This is a genomic window from Moorena sp. (assembly GCF_982860115.1).
Genome location: NZ_CEYLVT010000084.1, coordinates 11,863 through 28,606, shown reverse-complemented (window position 1 = coordinate 28,606; position 16,744 = coordinate 11,863). Strand labels below are relative to the sequence as shown.

The following is a 16,744-nucleotide window of genomic DNA, read 5'->3' as shown; positions in this document are numbered from 1 at the left end:
TTCCCGATTCCCGATTCCCGATTCCCGATTCCCGATTCCCGATTCTAAATTCTAATTAAAATCGATTTTCATACTCGACAATTATCTTAGTATCATCTGAAAAATTGCTAGCACCACGTAGCAGAATTTCTTCATTAACTCGATAGCGCAAATTGTACTGAATTGGCTGATCAGTAGTCAACACTTTTAACAACGAAAATGATAAATTATTAGTAATATTAATTCCTGCTTCAGCACCTATCTCTAAGCTATCAGTGCGCCTATTATCATCTGTAACTGTAGTAGGGAAAATGCGAAATTCATCTAATCCTGCGGCATCACCAATCAGGTTGCTGACATTACTCAATAGTGCTGACCCAGCTAAGTTGGCCAAACCCAAAGTACTATTGCCTCGACCCAAGGTATCTACAAAGCCACCCCCTAATAGGGCAACAATTTCCCCTTCACTACGTTTTGGCGTACTATTAAGTTCGACTCGGTCAAAGAGCTGACTTGCTAGCCCTTTTACTTTGGCTTGAACCCGAATAGTTTCTGTAGTGCCAAAATTAGTTGGGCTATCGCTAATTTCATTAGCAAAGGTTTCACTGGTAATGGGTTGTTTGTTAGATTCAATTACCGATGCTACCATCTGCACATCTAACTCTGGGTCTCTGCCAAGAGCTGCTACAAATCGGGCATTATTGTTGTACTTTTTATCAAGGCGAAACTGAGTGGTAAAGAGATTCACCTGACCGCGCAGCAGCTGAATCGTTCCTTCTGGTCTAATATCACTCATGTCGCCATTAATTAGAAGGGTACCGCTGGCAAGAAAATCTAATACTGGCAGCTGTCGAATTAGGATGTTTTTACCTAAGGTCAACTTTAAGTTATTGAACTCTATTAGTTCGTCACCTGCCGATGCGCTACTCCCGATCGGGGCAGTTTGAGATTCAGAGATGGGTACTTGACCATCAAACAATTCGATGTAACCACCAACGCTAGGATTAAACAAAGTCCCAGTAATAATGGTCTGACCTTGAACGCCACCACTGTAAATCCCTTTGAGATTGATGGCTAATTGATTCAGGTCAACGGTGAGGGGATTCTCTAATGGTCTAGGTAGGTTTCGCAATGGCAAATTCCCTACCGCTACTAATTTACCACCACCAAAATTGCCTTGTAAGGTGTCTACAATTTCCATGCGGTTGAAGTTAAACCGGATTTTGCCATTAACCTCTGTCAGGGGTTCGGGTAAGGCTTGGGCAGCAATAGTAGCGTCTTCTACATTAATGTTACCGATAACGGTAAGTTGCTCCAGTTGCTGTAGCCAATCTTGGTCTTGGTCAAAGGTACCGGAAATATCTAAATCTACTTGTCCTTTACCATCAACCCAAGCAATTTGTTGATTGGTAAGCATGTTCAATCGGGCAAGTCCTTCGTTTTGAACCTTCAGTTGCATACTGACTTGCCGATTTTCTGGCTCTACTTCAGCAAAGGGTAACTTGTAAGGGATTTTGGCAGTGATAGTTAGGGGTTCAGACTCTTTAGTCAGAAAACTTTGGGAAAAGACGTTCAAGCGAGCATTGTTGTAACTAAAGCTGCCTTCGATGGATTCGAGGGGTGTTCGGTTTAGGCTGGCATCCACTACGGATATTGCTCCCCTGGCTTGGGGATTGCTTAGACTGCCATAAAAGTCTGCTGTGGCATCAACAAATCCTCCGTAACCAACAGAGCTAGGAAATCTCAACACTTCTCGAATCAAGGCAACCGGAACATTCTTTAGCCTGAGCTGACCCGATGGCCCTTGTTCACTGATACTACCGGACAAGGTCGCTAGGCTCTGACCCGATTGAACCTGAACAGGTAAAAGATTCAGTACCCCTTCTTCAAAATTCCCTTGGGCGATAATTGTTTCAGCTTTATAGGAACCCCACTGCCAGTTTTCCCCTTGGAAATTAAATTCAGCACTAATGCCATCTTTGAGTGAACCTTCCATACTGATACTGCCAGTAAAACCACCATTCATCTCGCTAAGCTCTGGCAACAGTAAGCTCTCTTGACGCTGCTGCCGTTGTCTGTTTAGGAGGGTAACTATTTCTGACATCCGCCGCAGGGGTTTTTTGAGACCATTTTGTGGATTACCTACTCCAGTAACAGCAAGATCAGCGGCTGTGCCGTAGACGGGCGCTTGGAAGCCTCGACCTAGGTCAGTTATCTCAAATAGTTGTAGGGTAGTTAGAATATCCTGGATTTCTCCGAGCTTAGCCTGGAATTGCCCTTTAAATTCTGGTCCGTTGGCGGTTGGGGTGAGGTTGCCAGCAAATAAGTATTGACTATCACCTTTTTGAAACAAGCCATCGGTTAGAGTAATATTTCCTTGCTGGTATTGGAAAAAGCCTTTTAAGAGATTACCTCTGAGGTTGTCAAAGATGGGATTTGCGATCGCAATTTCACCGGATGATCCAAAGGTCTTGAGGTTGAGACCAATCTGCCCAGATATGTCTCCTGCCAAGGGTTTGCTTAACCATGGTTCGAGTTTTTGACCGTCTACCATCCCACTACTCAAGGCCAGACTCTTAATGGTATTGATCGGAAAATTCTCTACGGTCATTTGTAGCTCATCCCCTGACCGAATCCCAGTAGCAGTTTTGTTCTGATACTGCACCAAAAAGGAGACGGGTTGGTAATTGGGGTCTAGCACAACCTCCAGTTTGTCTTGATTCCCTGCTAGCTGAAGATTTACCCCTGACTTTGGTGCTATACTTACTCGACCTGTCAGTAGGGATTCAAACTCCAGAGGACCAGCAAAAAAGTACCGCAGTCTTAAGTCACCGTTAATTGTTGGAGCTTGAGGAGTACCAGCAATGTTACCGTTAAAACCGACTAAGCCTCCTAAATTGAAGGCATAAGGGAGGTCAGCAGGTAATCGTTGCAAATTCAAATCCTCTGCTTGTACCTGGAAATCAAAGGTCTTAATTGCCTGTAAACCCTGACTCTTTGGGTTTAGATTGACAAAACCATTAGCATTGAATCCCTCGGCTATGGCTTCTTTAATCTCTAGCCTTTGACCATTCCAGTCAAAGGATGTGGCTAGGGAACGCTCAAGTATAGAAATGCCTTCACTAAAATTCAGCTTACCCTTAGCTTGGATTGCTGATAGAGCTGTATCTGGTGTCAATAGCAACGGAGCAGAAATATTGACACTGCCATTGAGACGTCCTCGTAAATCGGGATTAATCTGCCACAACTGGAGATTAGTAGGCTGGAAAACCCCCTGAAATTTACCATTGCTAAACTCAGCTGTTCCTAGTAATTGACCACCAGCAACCTTGAGTTGTCCAGACCCTTTGCCCTGAATCGCGTCAATGGTTAAATTAGTTAGATTACCAGAGACAGTGACATTCCCGGAAAGAGGGCCATTGAATTCGGGCGGGACCGGAACAAGAGCACCCAAGTCAAGGTTAGAGGTTTGTACCTTGGCCTGGAAGTTACCATTGGCAATATCGATTTGAGAAGCCTGAATCCTACCCCCTTCCACATCTAGAGTACCAGACCCACTAGCGGTAATGCTGCTAGGACTTACTGAATCTAGATTTCCTGAGATGGTAAACTCCCCGGAGGCTGGACCGTCGAATTGCGATGGTATTGGTCCGAGACGACCTAACTGGAGATTGGATGCTACAACTTGAGCTTTGAAGTTGCCTTTAGCGATATCTACTGCATCAGCTTTAATGGTTCCTCCTGCTAGGTCTAAGCTACCAGACCCACTAGCAGTAATGGTGCTAGGACTTACCGAATTCAGATTCCCTGAGATGGTAAACTCCCCGGACGCTGGACCGTTGAATTGGGGGGGTATTGGTCCAAGACGACCTAATTCAAGATTGGATGCTACAACTTGAGCTTTGAAGTTGCCTTTAGCGATCGCGATCGCATCAGCTTTAATGGTGCCTCCTGCAACATCTAAACTACCGGAACCATTAGCGTTAATCGTACTAGGACTGACCGAATCCACATTTCCTGAGATGGTAAATTCCCCAGAGGCTGGACCGTTGAATTGCGGTGGTATTGGTCCGAGACGGCCTAACTGGAGATTGGATGCGAGTACTTGAGCTTGGAACTTGCCTTTAGCGATCGCGATCGCATCAGCTTTAATAGTCCCTGCTGCGACATCTAAACTACCAGACCCACTAGCGGTAATCGTGCTAGGACTAAAAGACTTTACATCCCCTGAGATAGTCAACTCCCCTGAGATGGGACCTTTAAATTCAGAAGGTACTGGTGCTAAGGCTTGTAGAGGAATCTCAGAGGCTTGGACTAGGGTAGAAAAACCACCATTGATCAGTTTTACATTGGTAGCACGCAAGGTACCACCATCAACCGTTACGCTGCCGTAACCGCTAGCACGGAGGGTTTCTGGCTCGAAAGAATCAAGACGACCGGACAGATTAAATTGACCATTGAACGGTCCAGAGAATTGTGGCGGTAGAGATGGTGCAGGTAAGGTTTTGATGATTGGTGCCACAGAAATATTCTTAGCGTCTACTAACCCCTGCCAGCGCCCACCCCCCACTTGAAAATTAGTAGCTCTGAGAACACCATCACCCATGGGCAGATTAGCATAACCAGTGGCACGAAAATTCTCGGGCTTGTCCAGGGGAGAAAAGATCTGGGTTCTGCCATAAATTCGACCCACAGGAATGGGTAGATTAAATCCATACTGTTTTGCGATCGCATTCGCTGGAACATTCACAGCTTTGAGATCAAATACTGCCCCCCCCTGATCCATAAATTTGATATCCCCCTTGCCTGTGACTAAGCCACCCACGGTTGGTTTTGCCTGCAAGTTTCTAATGGCCAGCTCAGTATTAATCACGCTAAAGTCAGCAGTAATAGAGCTGAAGTTCACCTGGTCAAGGGTGGCGGGAGTGGTGGTAAAGGCCTCTCCAATCACAATCGGGTTGTCAATAGCTCCAGTTACCTGAAACGTAGCCTGTGCTTTACCTAAAGTAGTTACTGGTAGCTCTTTGATCCCAAAGGTCTGTGCATACTGCTGTATCTGAACCGGTTCCGTTGTTGCTCTGAGCTTGTAGCCCGACTCAACATCCAGCATTCCCCCAATTTGGGCAGGTACTTGACCGAATCGGCTAGTTATGTTACCGAGCCAAATCTGACTCCCTCGAAAGTTCAGCTTACCTTTGCTTTCAGTGAACAGTTGGGGCAAGGGTTCTAAGCGGGCGATGGTGTCAGAAAAGCTAATCGTACCCCAATACTGCCAAGGCTGTTCAGCATTATTCCGTTGTATTCTCAGGTTGCCACCCAGTTTACCCCCTTGAAGCTTCAGGGGAATCAGAAGTACTTTACTAACCTCTGCTGCACTAACGTTATCGACATCAAGGTGCAAGTCAGTTTCTTGTTGAGAGAGGCGGTAATCTCCCTTAACCTTTAAATTTCCCCCACTTAACGGCTGACTATTTACATCAAAGCGAATCAGCTGACCTCCGTCGAGAAATTTACTTTTCCCCCTAACCTCTGTAAATTTCATCGGCGCTTGTTTGATTCCCACTTGAGATCTTGGCACCACCACCACATCCGCATCCCGCCACCGCACCACCTTTGGGTCTACCTTAAACGCCGAATCTTGGGCAGTTTGTGTAAATGCTGTAGACACCCAGGTTAAATCTTTGTCCTGTTCAACATATATATTAGGTTCAACTAGAGTTACATCCAGTTCTAGGGTTCTGGTAAATAGCAGTTTAACGGGGTTATAGGTTACCTTCACTGCCTCCGTGACAAGATGATCGGGATCGGTAGGGGTAGCTGGTATTTCCGAAGAACCAAACCGCACACCATTTAGGGAAAAGCCCTCCACTGGTCCGACATTGACTTTCCGGTTAAGAAAGCTAGATAAATTTTTCTCTACCGTTGGTGCTAATTGCTTCTGGATGAAATACCAAGCAAAAAGGCTTCCACCCCCTATCCCAGAAGCTAGCATCATCACCATTAGCATGAAGACCGGACGTAGCAGCCTCTGCCAAAACCCTCTACTTACCGTAGGTTCTGGAGTATTTTCCGGAGTAGGCTCTGGTAGATTACCAGGATTGGGAGAGTTACTCATCTTGATTGGTGTGCACCTTACAACTGGAGTTCCGAGGGAATAGGAGGGCATTGTCATCTTAATTTATCAGGGAAATATAGGGAGTAGGGGTATCCGTTGTGGGTACTTAATACCAAGTGCGTTTCAAGAGGATTTCACCATTCCCAATCATGAAGGGGAAGAAGGAGAAGAGGGGGATAAGATGGCAGAAAGTACTATGTCCCAATGGTGTGAATGGAACTCGGGATAAGGCAGATAACACTACTACTTTTTTTCTCTGACGAAATTCCCTATCTTGATAGTTTCCAGAGCCAAGATTGATCGGTGGGTTTAACCCTATAGTTATAGGTGGTTTCAATTCCCTGGCGCAATTCCTCTGAAGGTCGATAAAGTAAAACATTTTTGAAACCCTCCGGAATCTCCGGTATGTTGGTAGAGCTATTGGATTTATCCAATAACATCAGCTGTACATCCGGACGAAGTAGATGACACAGAGATAGAACCCTACCGGGAATTTCATTACTGATCAAGAGTGGTTGTGGGATTTGATTAATCCAAGCTGCTACGTCAGGATTATTGCGACTCTTCGCATAGCTCTTGTGCCACCAAACTGGCAGTTGAGAGCTGACTATACAGGAGAGTATGCCGCTAAATGCTAGAGCAATTGCTATAGACTTCCAAGTTTTAGGATTTTTTCGGGTTTTTCCCATGGGCACCATGTCATGGTCACCCCTTACTTGCTGATTTTGTCTATCTTCGGTATTTAAATTTCCATCAATCATTCCCTTGGTATGTTGTCCTGAGTTTTTAGCTTCGGTTGTCAGGAAATAAGCAATGGCTAACTGAATGCCTAGATAACAGGGAATAGCATAGCGAGTAATGCTAGAACGGCGACCACCTAATAGCACATCTGGACCGATTAGAGCAATTCCTGTCACTCCAATTAAGGTAATAATAAATACCCAAGCATGCTGAGGAGCCTTACGACAAAGATAGTAGAGGGCGTATCCTGCTAACAATAAACTGAGATAGTGGAGGGGACTCAAAGGATGGATGCCTTGGTTAACATCAAAGAAAATCCGACTGAGGTTTAAGGTCCAAAATAGGGGTAAAAAGCCTGATCGACTATGATTAACTGAGTCAGTATTAGCGATAAATTTGGAGAAATTAGTGATAACAATGATTAGCCAAGGGCAGAATAGTAGTATTCCTCCTAATGATGCTAGTAAATAGCTAGTTACTCGCTTACTCCACCGACCACCTTCGGTAATTAATACATACAATCCCTGTCCAATTAAGACAAAGGCTGAAAAAGGGTGAGTATAAAGCCCTAAGGCAACAGTAAAGCTATAGATAATCCATCGATAAGGTTTTTTTATGAATTGCTTTCTCCTAGAAGAATTCATTGCCCATAAGAGGACTGCACTAGAAAGCAAAATAGTAACGGTCCATAAACTATATTCTCGGGCTTCTTGGGCATACAAAACATGAAAGGGAGAAATGGCAATTATGGCAACAGCTACCCAGCCGATTAATTTTGACCCAAAAAGTTCTAAGCACAGCCAGTAAGCACAGGGCAATGCTAATAAGCTAATTAGTACTGATAGAAGTCTTATAGTTACTACGGAATTGCCAAATATTTGTAACCATAATCTCGCCATTAGGTAGTAAAGGGGCGAATGTTCTGGATTACCTGCTAGAGAATTAATGGTGTCATTGATATCTCTTTTATGATTAGGAAATTGGTACTGTTTTAATAAGTTTTCTACGCTGATAATCTGACCATCGAAAATTGTTTCTACTAGTTCGGTTCGAGTGTGACCAGAAATTCTAATGGAGGTCATTGTCTCGTCGTACCAGTAAACTTTACGGTCTAGGTTGTAAAATCTAAAGACTACTCCCAGTACGATTACGATGATCAGTAAATTTCTGAACCAGATAGAATCAAGAGTAATGTTCTTGATCATGTTAACTACAATAATTAGGGGATAATTTTGCTAAATTACCAAGTAACGGCAACGTTTTGCAAAATTGTCATGGGACCATGGTCTTTCAGACGTTTCATTTGCTCTTGGTTTCGGACTAGGAGAGCTCCAGCAAATCCGAGAGAGTTGACACCAATTGACTGGAAATCTGCTTGAGAACGGGGTAAAAGCAACATCCATTGCCGTGTGGCGAGGAGATTGTAGGCACCGGATTGCTTGTTACCATTGACATTATTCCATGGCAAGCCGACTGCACTCAGTAATCTCTGGTACAACTTGAGGGTGGCTTGAGCCGCATCCCACGGGGATTTTACCCAAGTAGGGTCAAGCTGAGCAATGGCATGGATGAAGGGTAGGGTTGGGATGGTGCCAACAGAATCCTGAAAGTTAGCTGATGCGATCGCATTTTCTATCGGGATGTTAACTCCTTCCGGCGCTAGGGGCAGAGGAACGAGTTGCAAGTGCTTGTGTCGTTGACTCGCACCACCAATCGTTCCAGCATTATAGAATGCCAGGCCATCAATTTCCCCAAGACATGCCCACATAGCAGCAAAATCCTGTAAAGTCAGCCAAGTATCTTGCTCCTCGAAAGCACGGGTTATGATCAGCAGGTGATGGTCAACTACGTTGTATTTGTTCAACAGACACAGGTGGGTGTCGGAAAGGTCTGCTACAAATAAGTCTTGTTCGTAGGGAAGAAAAGGGTTGAAATCCTTCGATGAAGTAGCGTTTTTTTCCTCTTGCTTCTTTTTGGCTTTGTCTTTCCGTACCAGATTAGACAAAATCCGCACCAGGAAGCGAATACCCTCCTGTTCTACGAATTCGTATTCTGTCGCTATGGAGTGGAGTGCTTTACATTCAATAGCGTGTTCAGTTTGTGCTTTCAGTTTTCGCCACAATGTACCTGGTTCTAGTACTAGTGTTCCTTCGGTAATTGGTTGTTCTTCAATCATAGCGATCGCATTTCCTTCAGCTTCTATGGCAATCTTAAATCATTTGTCAAAAAGTAAGCCTATGCGCTACGCGCACGCTGCGCGAACAGCCGTCAGCTGTCAGCTAAATGCTTAAACTAAACCTCGAATAGGGAGCAGGGAGCAGGGAGCAGGGAGCAGGGGGAAGAAAGTTGACTGTACCTATTTAGAATAATAAACGCTATAATAGTTTTTATAAAAATTAACAAATTAAGCATTAGTAATATAACTTTAGATTATCCATAAAAACCTACATTAATTTTGAAAAAATAAAAACTATCAATTCAATTGATAATACAAACAAACTCTGATGTATTTTCTACTCCCTACTCCCGATTCCCTACTTCATACTCCCTAAAACCCAGTAGTAAAATTCCTCAACCAATTGAGCACTGCTATATATAAAAGTAATCCTAAAGAGGTAATCCAATCCCATGGTCACAGGAAATTATGAACTGGCGGAACACCGGGTAATTTGCAACAATGTCAGTTGGCATATATTTGAGCAATTACTCACAGAATTAGGAGAAGACCGCTCCACTCGCTTGGCTTACGATGACGGAACATTAGAAATTATGACTCCCTTAGGCCCCCATGAAAATAATAACCGCTTTATTGAACGCTTGATTGGTGCGATCGCTGATGAATTAAATCTAACTATCAAAACCTTTGGTTCATTGACTCTAAAGCGAGAAACACTGTTAAAAGGGGCAGAACCTGACTCCTGTTACTATCTCCAAAATGAGCCATTGGTAAGACATAAGCAAACCATTAATTTAGATCATGACCCACCGCCTGATTTAGTCTTAGAAATCGATATCACCAGTGGTTCTTTAGATAAGCGCCCCATTTATGCAGCGCTAGGTGTCCCTGAATTGTGGCGTTATAATGGAAAAAAATTAGAAGTTTTTGTACTACAACAACCGATTTTAATTTTTAATCAAGTAAATCAGAGTCCAACCTTCCCTTGGATGCCTTTGAATGCTATACCTAGGTTTATTAACCAAAGTTTAGTCGATGGCGAAACAGCAACTTTACGGGCGTTTAGAGCTTGGGTTAGGAAACAAAATAATTTTGAGTGATAACTGCTAGCTAATAAGCTAATATTTCAAAATAGATAATCACCTAAACACTGATTTATAATAACACCAAATAATACTGGTATTTATTTCCTCCTGTTCCCTACTCCCGATTCCCCATTCCCTACTCCCTACTTCCTAAAAAAATGACTAAAAACTTGATTCCCGAGAGTGAAGCGCCTGCTTCTCCTAAAGAAACTCTACCTACCATGTATGACCTGCCAAGTGAGAATCCGGAGGAACCTGGTTTGCCAGACGAATTTCACGATTTACAACCAGAATTATTAAGTCGCACCTTTCGTTGTCAGTATTACCCTTCTGAGGCAGTATTTATTGGTACAGATTTAAATCTTTACTATGATGTGCGCCATCCTCAATGGTATAAACGCCCAGATTGGTTTTTAGTGGTAGGAGTTCCCCGTTTATACGAGGGTACTGATATTAGATCTAGCTATGTAATTTGGCAAGAAGGAGTTAATCCCTTTGTAATTGTCGAATTGCTATCACCAACAACTGCAAAAGATGATTTGGGTGATAATCTAGAGCAAGAAACTCAAGCATATCGAGTTGCTGGAAATAGTGATACTATTCAACGACACGATAGTAAAAAAGCGAGTAATAGTAGCAGTGATCTTACCCATCAAACTATTCCTTCCAAGTGGGAAGTCTATGAGCAACGATTACGGGTACCTTATTATCTCGTGTTTAGTCGCTATACCAACCAAATTCGGTTTTTCAAATTAATCGGAGCTGGTTACCAAGAGCAAGGGATTTTAGCTGAGCCACCCCAGATTTGGATTCCAGAACTAGACATAGGTGTCGGATTGTGGTGGGGAGAGTATGCGGGGATAACTCGTAATTGGTTGCGCTGGTGTGATGGTTCCGGAAATTGGCTTCTGACGGATACAGAACAGGAACGGGAAGCAAAAGAACAAGCCCTAGCCAAAGCAGAGGAAGCTCTAGAAGAAAAAGAACAAGCCCAGCAACAAGTGAAACAAATTGTAGTCAACCTGTTGAAATCAGGGATGGATATTGAACAAGTTGCTAAGATAACTGGAGTTGATCGGGAGGAAATTATATTATGTTCAGATAATCAGTTATAAAAACATAGCTTACTTCTGCTAGGGAATCGGGAATAAGGATATAATTCCAACTATTGCCATAAATTACCAGATTTTATTCAACAGCGACATTATTTATTAGCCAAGCTGCATACTGTTCGTTGACATGCTGTGTACTTAGTACAACAAATTCAGGGGTATCGTAGGGATGATAATTAGTTACAGTCTGCTCTGCTTTAGAGATCAGCTCCGTAGTTGTTTTAATGACTAGCAGCACTTCAGAATCAGACTCAACCTCACCCTCCCACCAATAAACTGAAGAGATCCCGGGAATAATGTTCACACATGCTGCCTCTCTACGCTGGAGAAGCTGATTAGACAGATCATGGGCAACAGCATTATCAGGACAGGTGACAAGGATTAAAACGATGTTCATGCTTTTGCTCAATTTTTTTTGACCCGGGAATATATTAAACCAGATTCCGCACTTTAAATCCGCACTTTACAATGTTTTATACAGAAAACGGTTAAAATTATGACGTTGCTGAATTAGAGTATGAATGGGCGATCATCTAGTTTTGGTAACGCCCCCTAACTCTTTCAACTTGGGTAGATTTTGAAAGTGCATAATCAGACCAGAAATCAGCAATACCCCGTACTTCAAACGGAAATTGAGTTGTAGTATCGCAGAGGTAATTATGAAGATTGCAGTAGGAGCCGATTCTTATGGATTCGACCTTAAGCAAGCTGTCAAAGAGTACCTAATTAACAAAGGAATAGAAATCGACGATGTAGCCATTAACCAGCAGGAGGCTGAGACACCTTACTATCAGATCGCTTCTGAGGTAGCTCAACGAGTAGGAAGCCAGCAAGCTGACCGAGGTATCCTGGTGTGCGGTACGGGAATGGGAATGGCGATCATCGCCAACAAGCACCCTGGTGTCTACGCGGCGGTGTGTGAGAACACCAACGCTGCTGAAAAATCCCGCTCCATCAATAACTCCAACGTTTTAACTCTGGGAGGGTTTATCACCTCACCCGAAGTAGCGGTAGAGATTGTTGATACTTGGCTAACCACTGAGTTTAAATCCGGATGGGAGCCACCGATTCAGGAATGGCTGGAAAACTCGATCAAGGATATTGCTATTTTAGAGAATGAGCAGTTTGGCACTGCCACCAACTAATGCGATCGCAGGATTGAGAAATAGTGCCAAAGACCCTGGGACTCCACTCAGATGAAACCAATGCTTACCGGTTTTCTTCAAATCCTGTTCGTGTAGCGTGCGCGTAGCGCATTAGCTGATCGCTTACTGTCAGTAACCAAAACTATTACCCAGATAGTGTAAACAACTATCTGGGGATTCAAGGAAATTAACGAGGATAACCCAAGTTGATCAATTTAGGCTATCCAGTGATCAATCGTCCTTTGCTTCTTTAACTAACTTGGTTATCGCTTCGATAATTGTTTTTGAGTAGACAGTTAGGGCAATGACTGCTGCCACCGCTGTACCACCTTGGATCAGGGGGATAAGTGGAGCGCCAGGAGGTGTATCGGGAGTTGATGCACCTGTTGATGTACTAACAACCTGGCTAAGGTTCACATTGAAATCCGTATTGATATTTGTTAGCATAGTAGTTTAGCGGCTCCTTAACAGCCGTGTTAATTTTCTATGTTAGAAGGACAGCAGCCAGAACCGGCCTGGGAAACTGAGTCTGGCTGAGTCTTTCTAGTATGAAAATCTGGCACTACTCCACCTACATGGCAACGAGGCAAAGCACAGTAAATCACACAGATACACTGTGGTAGACATAGCAATGACTACGAGCATTGAAGGCTAAAACACTCCTCCACTTCCCTGGTTCCTATAATCAGGAGCCGGTAATGGTTATCCTCTCACCTAAGGTTTTTTTTACGTAGCCTTCCAGAAGGGTAGCCGACGAGTCAGTGGTGTGATTCACTTGCTTAGTTTAAGAAGTTTAAGAATACCTCTTACATCGACCATTTCCAGATTAGGAGCATTACCAAGCGCTGCGAATCAGAAGAATGAGTCAATGGTTAGATCCAACCAGACTACAAAAAATCTGAAATGCAAAGCTTCTGAGGATAGCTATATTTATAGCTTATCCGTAAAAATACTATTGTGTCAAGTCTGATTGGATCTTACATTAATCATAAATGATGACTTGTTGTAATGTCAACACAATTCCTTCACATTCTCGGGATTTAACTTAAAGTTTTTGTAAATTTTGAACATTAAGGGGTGAGAGGGGGCATCTAACTTTTGCAAAAATACTCCGATGGAAGCATAAAACACAACTCCTGTTCCCTGAATTATAGATTTAAAACGTTGAGATGCAACCCTTACTTATATCCTTTTGATAGCAACCCCTGCAGCTCAACTGCTGGCACATTAGCCAGTTCCTTCGGTTCTAATTTATACATGGCTCCACCATAAACTCTCCCTTCAGCAACCATAGCTTTCCCAGTAATCTGGTTAAGCGCTTCTATCAGCAATTTGTCCAAGTTGGGATTTTCGTTTATGGCATTTTCCAAATCTGGCTTGGGGTAGAGAATCAGATATGAGTTGGTAACAATTGCTTTTGATTGGTTGAGAATAAATCTAAACGGCTTTTTACCTTCTTTATTTGAACGTCCAATATAGGTACAATAGAATCTACTTTCGGTAGTGCTACACAAGTAGTCGTTTTAGCTACCGAAACACCAGATCGTAGCAAAATCACTACTTGTTTATCAATACCCCTACGGCGAATAACCTTCAAGATTATTACCACATAATCGCTCCAACAACTCCCTGGGAATAGCATCGAAATTTTCTAACAAAAAGTCCATCAGGGCAAGATGTCGTAACACATCAGCAGCAGGCGCTTTATAGCGCTTAGTGCCAGCAAACCAGCTGTTAACAGTACTGATGGAGCGGGAGCAGATTAATGCCATATCTTCTCGACTGACCTCCCATTTCGAGATGAACTCCTTTGGTGTCATGGCCAGTTGCCAGTTACTGTACAGTTGAATCAGAATTCGATCTAGGTCAGTTAGCGGAAGAGGATAGGATTTTGGGCGAGGGGGTTTCTTCCCTGCTAGTTGTGCCAGGCGGTCTAGGTATCGCTGATAATAGATAGCATGATCAGTTGAGCGTTTTTTTGGCATCATGGAATTATCTCCAATCTACTTGGGGAATAGGCCGCGCTGTTGGAATGATGGTCTCAAGAAGCGCGGCTTTTTGTCCGATAATCATATCGAAACACCAGACATATTTATTATTACTAATAACTTCCACATTTTCAAGATAAATTTGGCAAATTTTAACAATATTTAACAAATTAAATATTTTCCTATTGGCAATTTTAACGATTAGCTATTACTTAAATTTATAGAGCAGTAATTTAATCAAGTAATATAGGATTTTTAAAATAGCCGATGGAAACAATATTGTTTCCATCTTGCCTCTTGCCTCTTGCCTCTTGCCTCTTGCCTCTTGCCTTTTTCCTACTCCCTATCAACAATACATTTCGCTTCCAAAACCACCAATCCCTTAGTTTCAAACACCGAACAGGATGCCATCACTTGTTCCAAAGCAGGTTTTATGCCTTGTTCAAGTTGTTGAATAGCATGATTAGCTGCTGGCTGATACTGCTTTAACCACTTTCGATCCTTAATAGCATCAGCCTTTAACTCAATTGGGTTTAGTACCCAAAAATCAATATCATACTTTTTAATAAACTCCTTAACAACGGAGAGATTAGCACTATATTGGGCATCAATTAAATCTAGAGTTCGTTGTCGAAATTTCTGATAATATCCGACGTGGTAAGGAATAGCATATTCACTCGCTACCAAAACCGAACGCTGAGCAAAGGTGGGAATATTATTCATCTCTGGAGACAGAGATGCAATTAAGCTATCTTTCGGTTGTTGTTGAAAAAAGTTATACAAGGATGGAGTATCCCCGACTTTATAAGCAGTAATGGGAAAATCATCTACAAAACTAGGATATAATAGTAAGGCTGCTGTAATTATCGTAGTAGTTGCTATCGCCAAAATGTTAGGTATAGAAAAAATACTAGAAAAACCAGAGTTAGAAAAACCGTTATGGCTAGGCTGGCTTGCCCACTTAACTACCCTATCAATTAGAATGATAAAAACTATGCCAGCACTTAGCACCATAACCACTCTCAGACTATGCTGAGTATAGCGACTAGGAAGATGCAATTTAAATAGCAAAACATGAGCAGCAACAAACATCCCGAGAGAGGCTATCAGCATCTGGAGCAAAAGGGTGATTTCTTTACTGATCTGCTTGACTAAGGGAAATTGATTGGGAAATAAGGGCAAGAGTAGCAGTAAAAATCCCGCTGCATTAGTTGCTGGAGTAAGAATCGAAGTCAGACGAATTCCGCTTCTACCTTTTAACCAAAACTTAGCGGGATCATCGTCATAAAAAAAACGCGATCGCCCCCCTGGAAAAAACTCTGGTAATTGTCTGGCTTCAGGGACAGAAATCACTGGACCAAACTCATTGGTTTTGAGAGCATAGGGCAGCATCACCAAAAAGGCTACTATCAATCCCGCCAGACACAACCAACGTCGCTCTTGGGATAAGCCTAACTTACCATTGCGCCATTCAAATAGTCGTAAAACTAAGGTACCGGAAGAGATAAAGACTAACTGGGGATAGAATAGACCTTGGAGTGCGATCGCACCCAAACAAAACCACAATGACCCCCGCATTAGGTAATACATAAACCCCAACAACAGGGGATAGACAAACGCCTTCGGTGTTCCAGACACCACCGTATCAGTCATTCCCAAGGCTTGAGACAGCAACAGGGTAGCACTAAAGGCAGCTGCTGGTACTGGCAACAATTCCAGACATACCCAAAAGCAATAGCTTGCTGTTACCAGATTCAACACTACCGGTAAAAGTTTGTTAAATAGCAATGGATTAACACCCAATGCTGCTATCACTCGATAGACTGTAGTGTAGCCAGCTGGAGCAACCGTTTGAAAGTAATCAGCAATTAAATCTTTAGGAAACAGCTCTGGATCAAGAAATCGCATCATCCAAAATATATGTTGTCGAGCATCATCTTGGACAATATACTCACCGCTGAAGGCTTCCCGTAGTGCCAGCAAGCTATACACTACGGTAAAGGTTAGGCTGAGGCTAAACCAAAAGATAACTTGAGGAGTAAATCGTTTGTTACAAGGAGTTGTGAGTAATCTTTGAATAGGGGCAATCATTGAGTAAAGGGAATAGGGAATAGGGAATAGGAACCCACCCCTAACCCCTCCCAGGAGGGGAAGGGAATAGGGAATAGGGAATAGGGAGTAGGGAGTCGAGAATCGAGAATCGGGAGTCGGGAATCGGGAATCGGGAAAAAATCTGGTGTATCTAATTACTATGAGAAACGCTATATAAGTGGTTTATGCTTTTAAGCTTGCCTACTCCCTCTGTTTTTGTCAATCCTCTCTATTCCGTTGGGATGAAATGCTTTGAGAAGCAGCCAATTACCACATTAGTGGTGGTACTCATATTGGATGAATTAGATTGAA

At 43.0% G+C, this 16,744-nt stretch carries 11 protein-coding genes; 3 read left to right on the top strand and 8 right to left on the bottom strand.

All coding sequences use genetic code 11. The features are described 5' to 3' along the window. Window positions 1–55 precede the first annotated feature (55 nt). From AC4II3_RS16085 to AC4II3_RS16075, 3 genes are all read right to left on the bottom strand, one after another. The gene (locus AC4II3_RS16085) at window positions 56–6,094 is read right to left on the bottom strand and encodes a translocation/assembly module TamB domain-containing protein (RefSeq protein WP_488010273.1); all 6,039 of its coding nucleotides are present in this window, start codon (window positions 6,092–6,094) and stop codon (window positions 56–58) included. A gap of 269 nt (window positions 6,095–6,363) precedes the next feature. Continuing rightward, window positions 6,364–8,040, bottom strand: a complete 1,677-nt coding sequence (locus AC4II3_RS16080; RefSeq protein WP_488010274.1) for a glycosyltransferase family 39 protein — start codon at window positions 8,038–8,040, stop codon at window positions 6,364–6,366. Between the two features lie 35 nt (window positions 8,041–8,075). Then, the gene (locus tag AC4II3_RS16075) at window positions 8,076–9,011 is read right to left on the bottom strand and encodes an ATP adenylyltransferase family protein (RefSeq protein WP_488010275.1); all 936 of its coding nucleotides are present in this window, start codon (window positions 9,009–9,011) and stop codon (window positions 8,076–8,078) included. Between the two features lie 452 nt (window positions 9,012–9,463). Here AC4II3_RS16075 and AC4II3_RS16070 point away from each other — a divergent pair, with 452 nt between their 5' ends. Together AC4II3_RS16070 and AC4II3_RS16065 are read left to right on the top strand one after the other, a co-directional pair. Next, window positions 9,464–10,111 carry a Uma2 family endonuclease gene (locus tag AC4II3_RS16070; protein ID WP_488010276.1) on the top strand — a complete coding sequence of 216 codons (648 nt, stop codon included), beginning with the start codon at window positions 9,464–9,466 and terminating at the stop codon, window positions 10,109–10,111. 143 nt (window positions 10,112–10,254) lie between these two features. After that, entirely contained in the window at window positions 10,255–11,211 is a 957-nt protein-coding gene (locus AC4II3_RS16065; RefSeq protein WP_488010277.1) for a Uma2 family endonuclease, read from the top strand. 73 nt (window positions 11,212–11,284) lie between these two features. On the opposite strand, the gene cutA is transcribed toward AC4II3_RS16065, so the two are convergent. After that, window positions 11,285–11,605: a divalent-cation tolerance protein CutA gene (cutA, locus tag AC4II3_RS16060; RefSeq protein ID WP_488010278.1), complete on the bottom strand. Its 321-nt coding sequence runs from the start codon at window positions 11,603–11,605 to the stop codon at window positions 11,285–11,287. A gap of 262 nt (window positions 11,606–11,867) precedes the next feature. On the opposite strand from cutA, the gene AC4II3_RS16055 reads away from it, so the two are divergent. After that, the gene (locus AC4II3_RS16055) at window positions 11,868–12,353 is read left to right on the top strand and encodes an RpiB/LacA/LacB family sugar-phosphate isomerase (protein WP_488010279.1); all 486 of its coding nucleotides are present in this window, start codon (window positions 11,868–11,870) and stop codon (window positions 12,351–12,353) included. A 231-nt stretch (window positions 12,354–12,584) separates the two neighbouring features. On the opposite strand, the gene AC4II3_RS16050 is transcribed toward AC4II3_RS16055, so the two are convergent. The 4 genes from AC4II3_RS16050 to AC4II3_RS16035 all read right to left on the bottom strand — a co-directional run bounded on the left by AC4II3_RS16050 (window position 12,585) and on the right by AC4II3_RS16035 (window position 16,432). Then, window positions 12,585–12,800 (bottom strand): hypothetical protein, encoded by a 216-nt coding sequence (locus tag AC4II3_RS16050; protein ID WP_488010280.1) that lies wholly within the window; start codon window positions 12,798–12,800, stop codon window positions 12,585–12,587. A 731-nt stretch (window positions 12,801–13,531) separates the two neighbouring features. Next, the gene (locus tag AC4II3_RS16045) at window positions 13,532–13,867 is read right to left on the bottom strand and encodes a hypothetical protein (RefSeq protein ID WP_488010281.1); all 336 of its coding nucleotides are present in this window, start codon (window positions 13,865–13,867) and stop codon (window positions 13,532–13,534) included. Between the two features lie 63 nt (window positions 13,868–13,930). Next, the gene (locus AC4II3_RS16040; RefSeq protein WP_488010282.1) at window positions 13,931–14,341 is read right to left on the bottom strand and encodes a hypothetical protein; all 411 of its coding nucleotides are present in this window, start codon (window positions 14,339–14,341) and stop codon (window positions 13,931–13,933) included. A gap of 336 nt (window positions 14,342–14,677) precedes the next feature. Beyond that, window positions 14,678–16,432 (bottom strand): hypothetical protein, encoded by a 1,755-nt coding sequence (locus tag AC4II3_RS16035; RefSeq protein ID WP_488010283.1) that lies wholly within the window; start codon window positions 16,430–16,432, stop codon window positions 14,678–14,680. Window positions 16,433–16,744 lie beyond the last annotated feature (312 nt).

Bases quoted from the DNA above. Each gene is read 5' to 3' on its own strand.
- cutA (WP_488010278.1), bottom strand. From the start codon at position 11,605: ATGAACATCGTTTTAATCCTTGTCACCTGTCCTGATAATGCTGTTGCC.
- AC4II3_RS16035 (WP_488010283.1), bottom strand. From the start codon at position 16,432: ATGATTGCCCCTATTCAAAGATTACTCACAACTCCTTGTAACAAACGA.
- AC4II3_RS16075 (WP_488010275.1), bottom strand. From the start codon at position 9,011: ATGATTGAAGAACAACCAATTACCGAAGGAACACTAGTACTAGAACCA.
- AC4II3_RS16080 (WP_488010274.1), bottom strand. From the start codon at position 8,040: ATGATCAAGAACATTACTCTTGATTCTATCTGGTTCAGAAATTTACTG.
- AC4II3_RS16065 (WP_488010277.1), top strand. From the start codon at position 10,255: ATGACTAAAAACTTGATTCCCGAGAGTGAAGCGCCTGCTTCTCCTAAA.
- AC4II3_RS16040 (WP_488010282.1), bottom strand. From the start codon at position 14,341: ATGATGCCAAAAAAACGCTCAACTGATCATGCTATCTATTATCAGCGA.
- AC4II3_RS16070 (WP_488010276.1), top strand. From the start codon at position 9,464: ATGGTCACAGGAAATTATGAACTGGCGGAACACCGGGTAATTTGCAAC.
- AC4II3_RS16050 (WP_488010280.1), bottom strand. From the start codon at position 12,800: ATGCTAACAAATATCAATACGGATTTCAATGTGAACCTTAGCCAGGTT.
- AC4II3_RS16055 (WP_488010279.1), top strand. From the start codon at position 11,868: ATGAAGATTGCAGTAGGAGCCGATTCTTATGGATTCGACCTTAAGCAA.
- AC4II3_RS16085 (WP_488010273.1), bottom strand. From the start codon at position 6,094: ATGAGTAACTCTCCCAATCCTGGTAATCTACCAGAGCCTACTCCGGAA.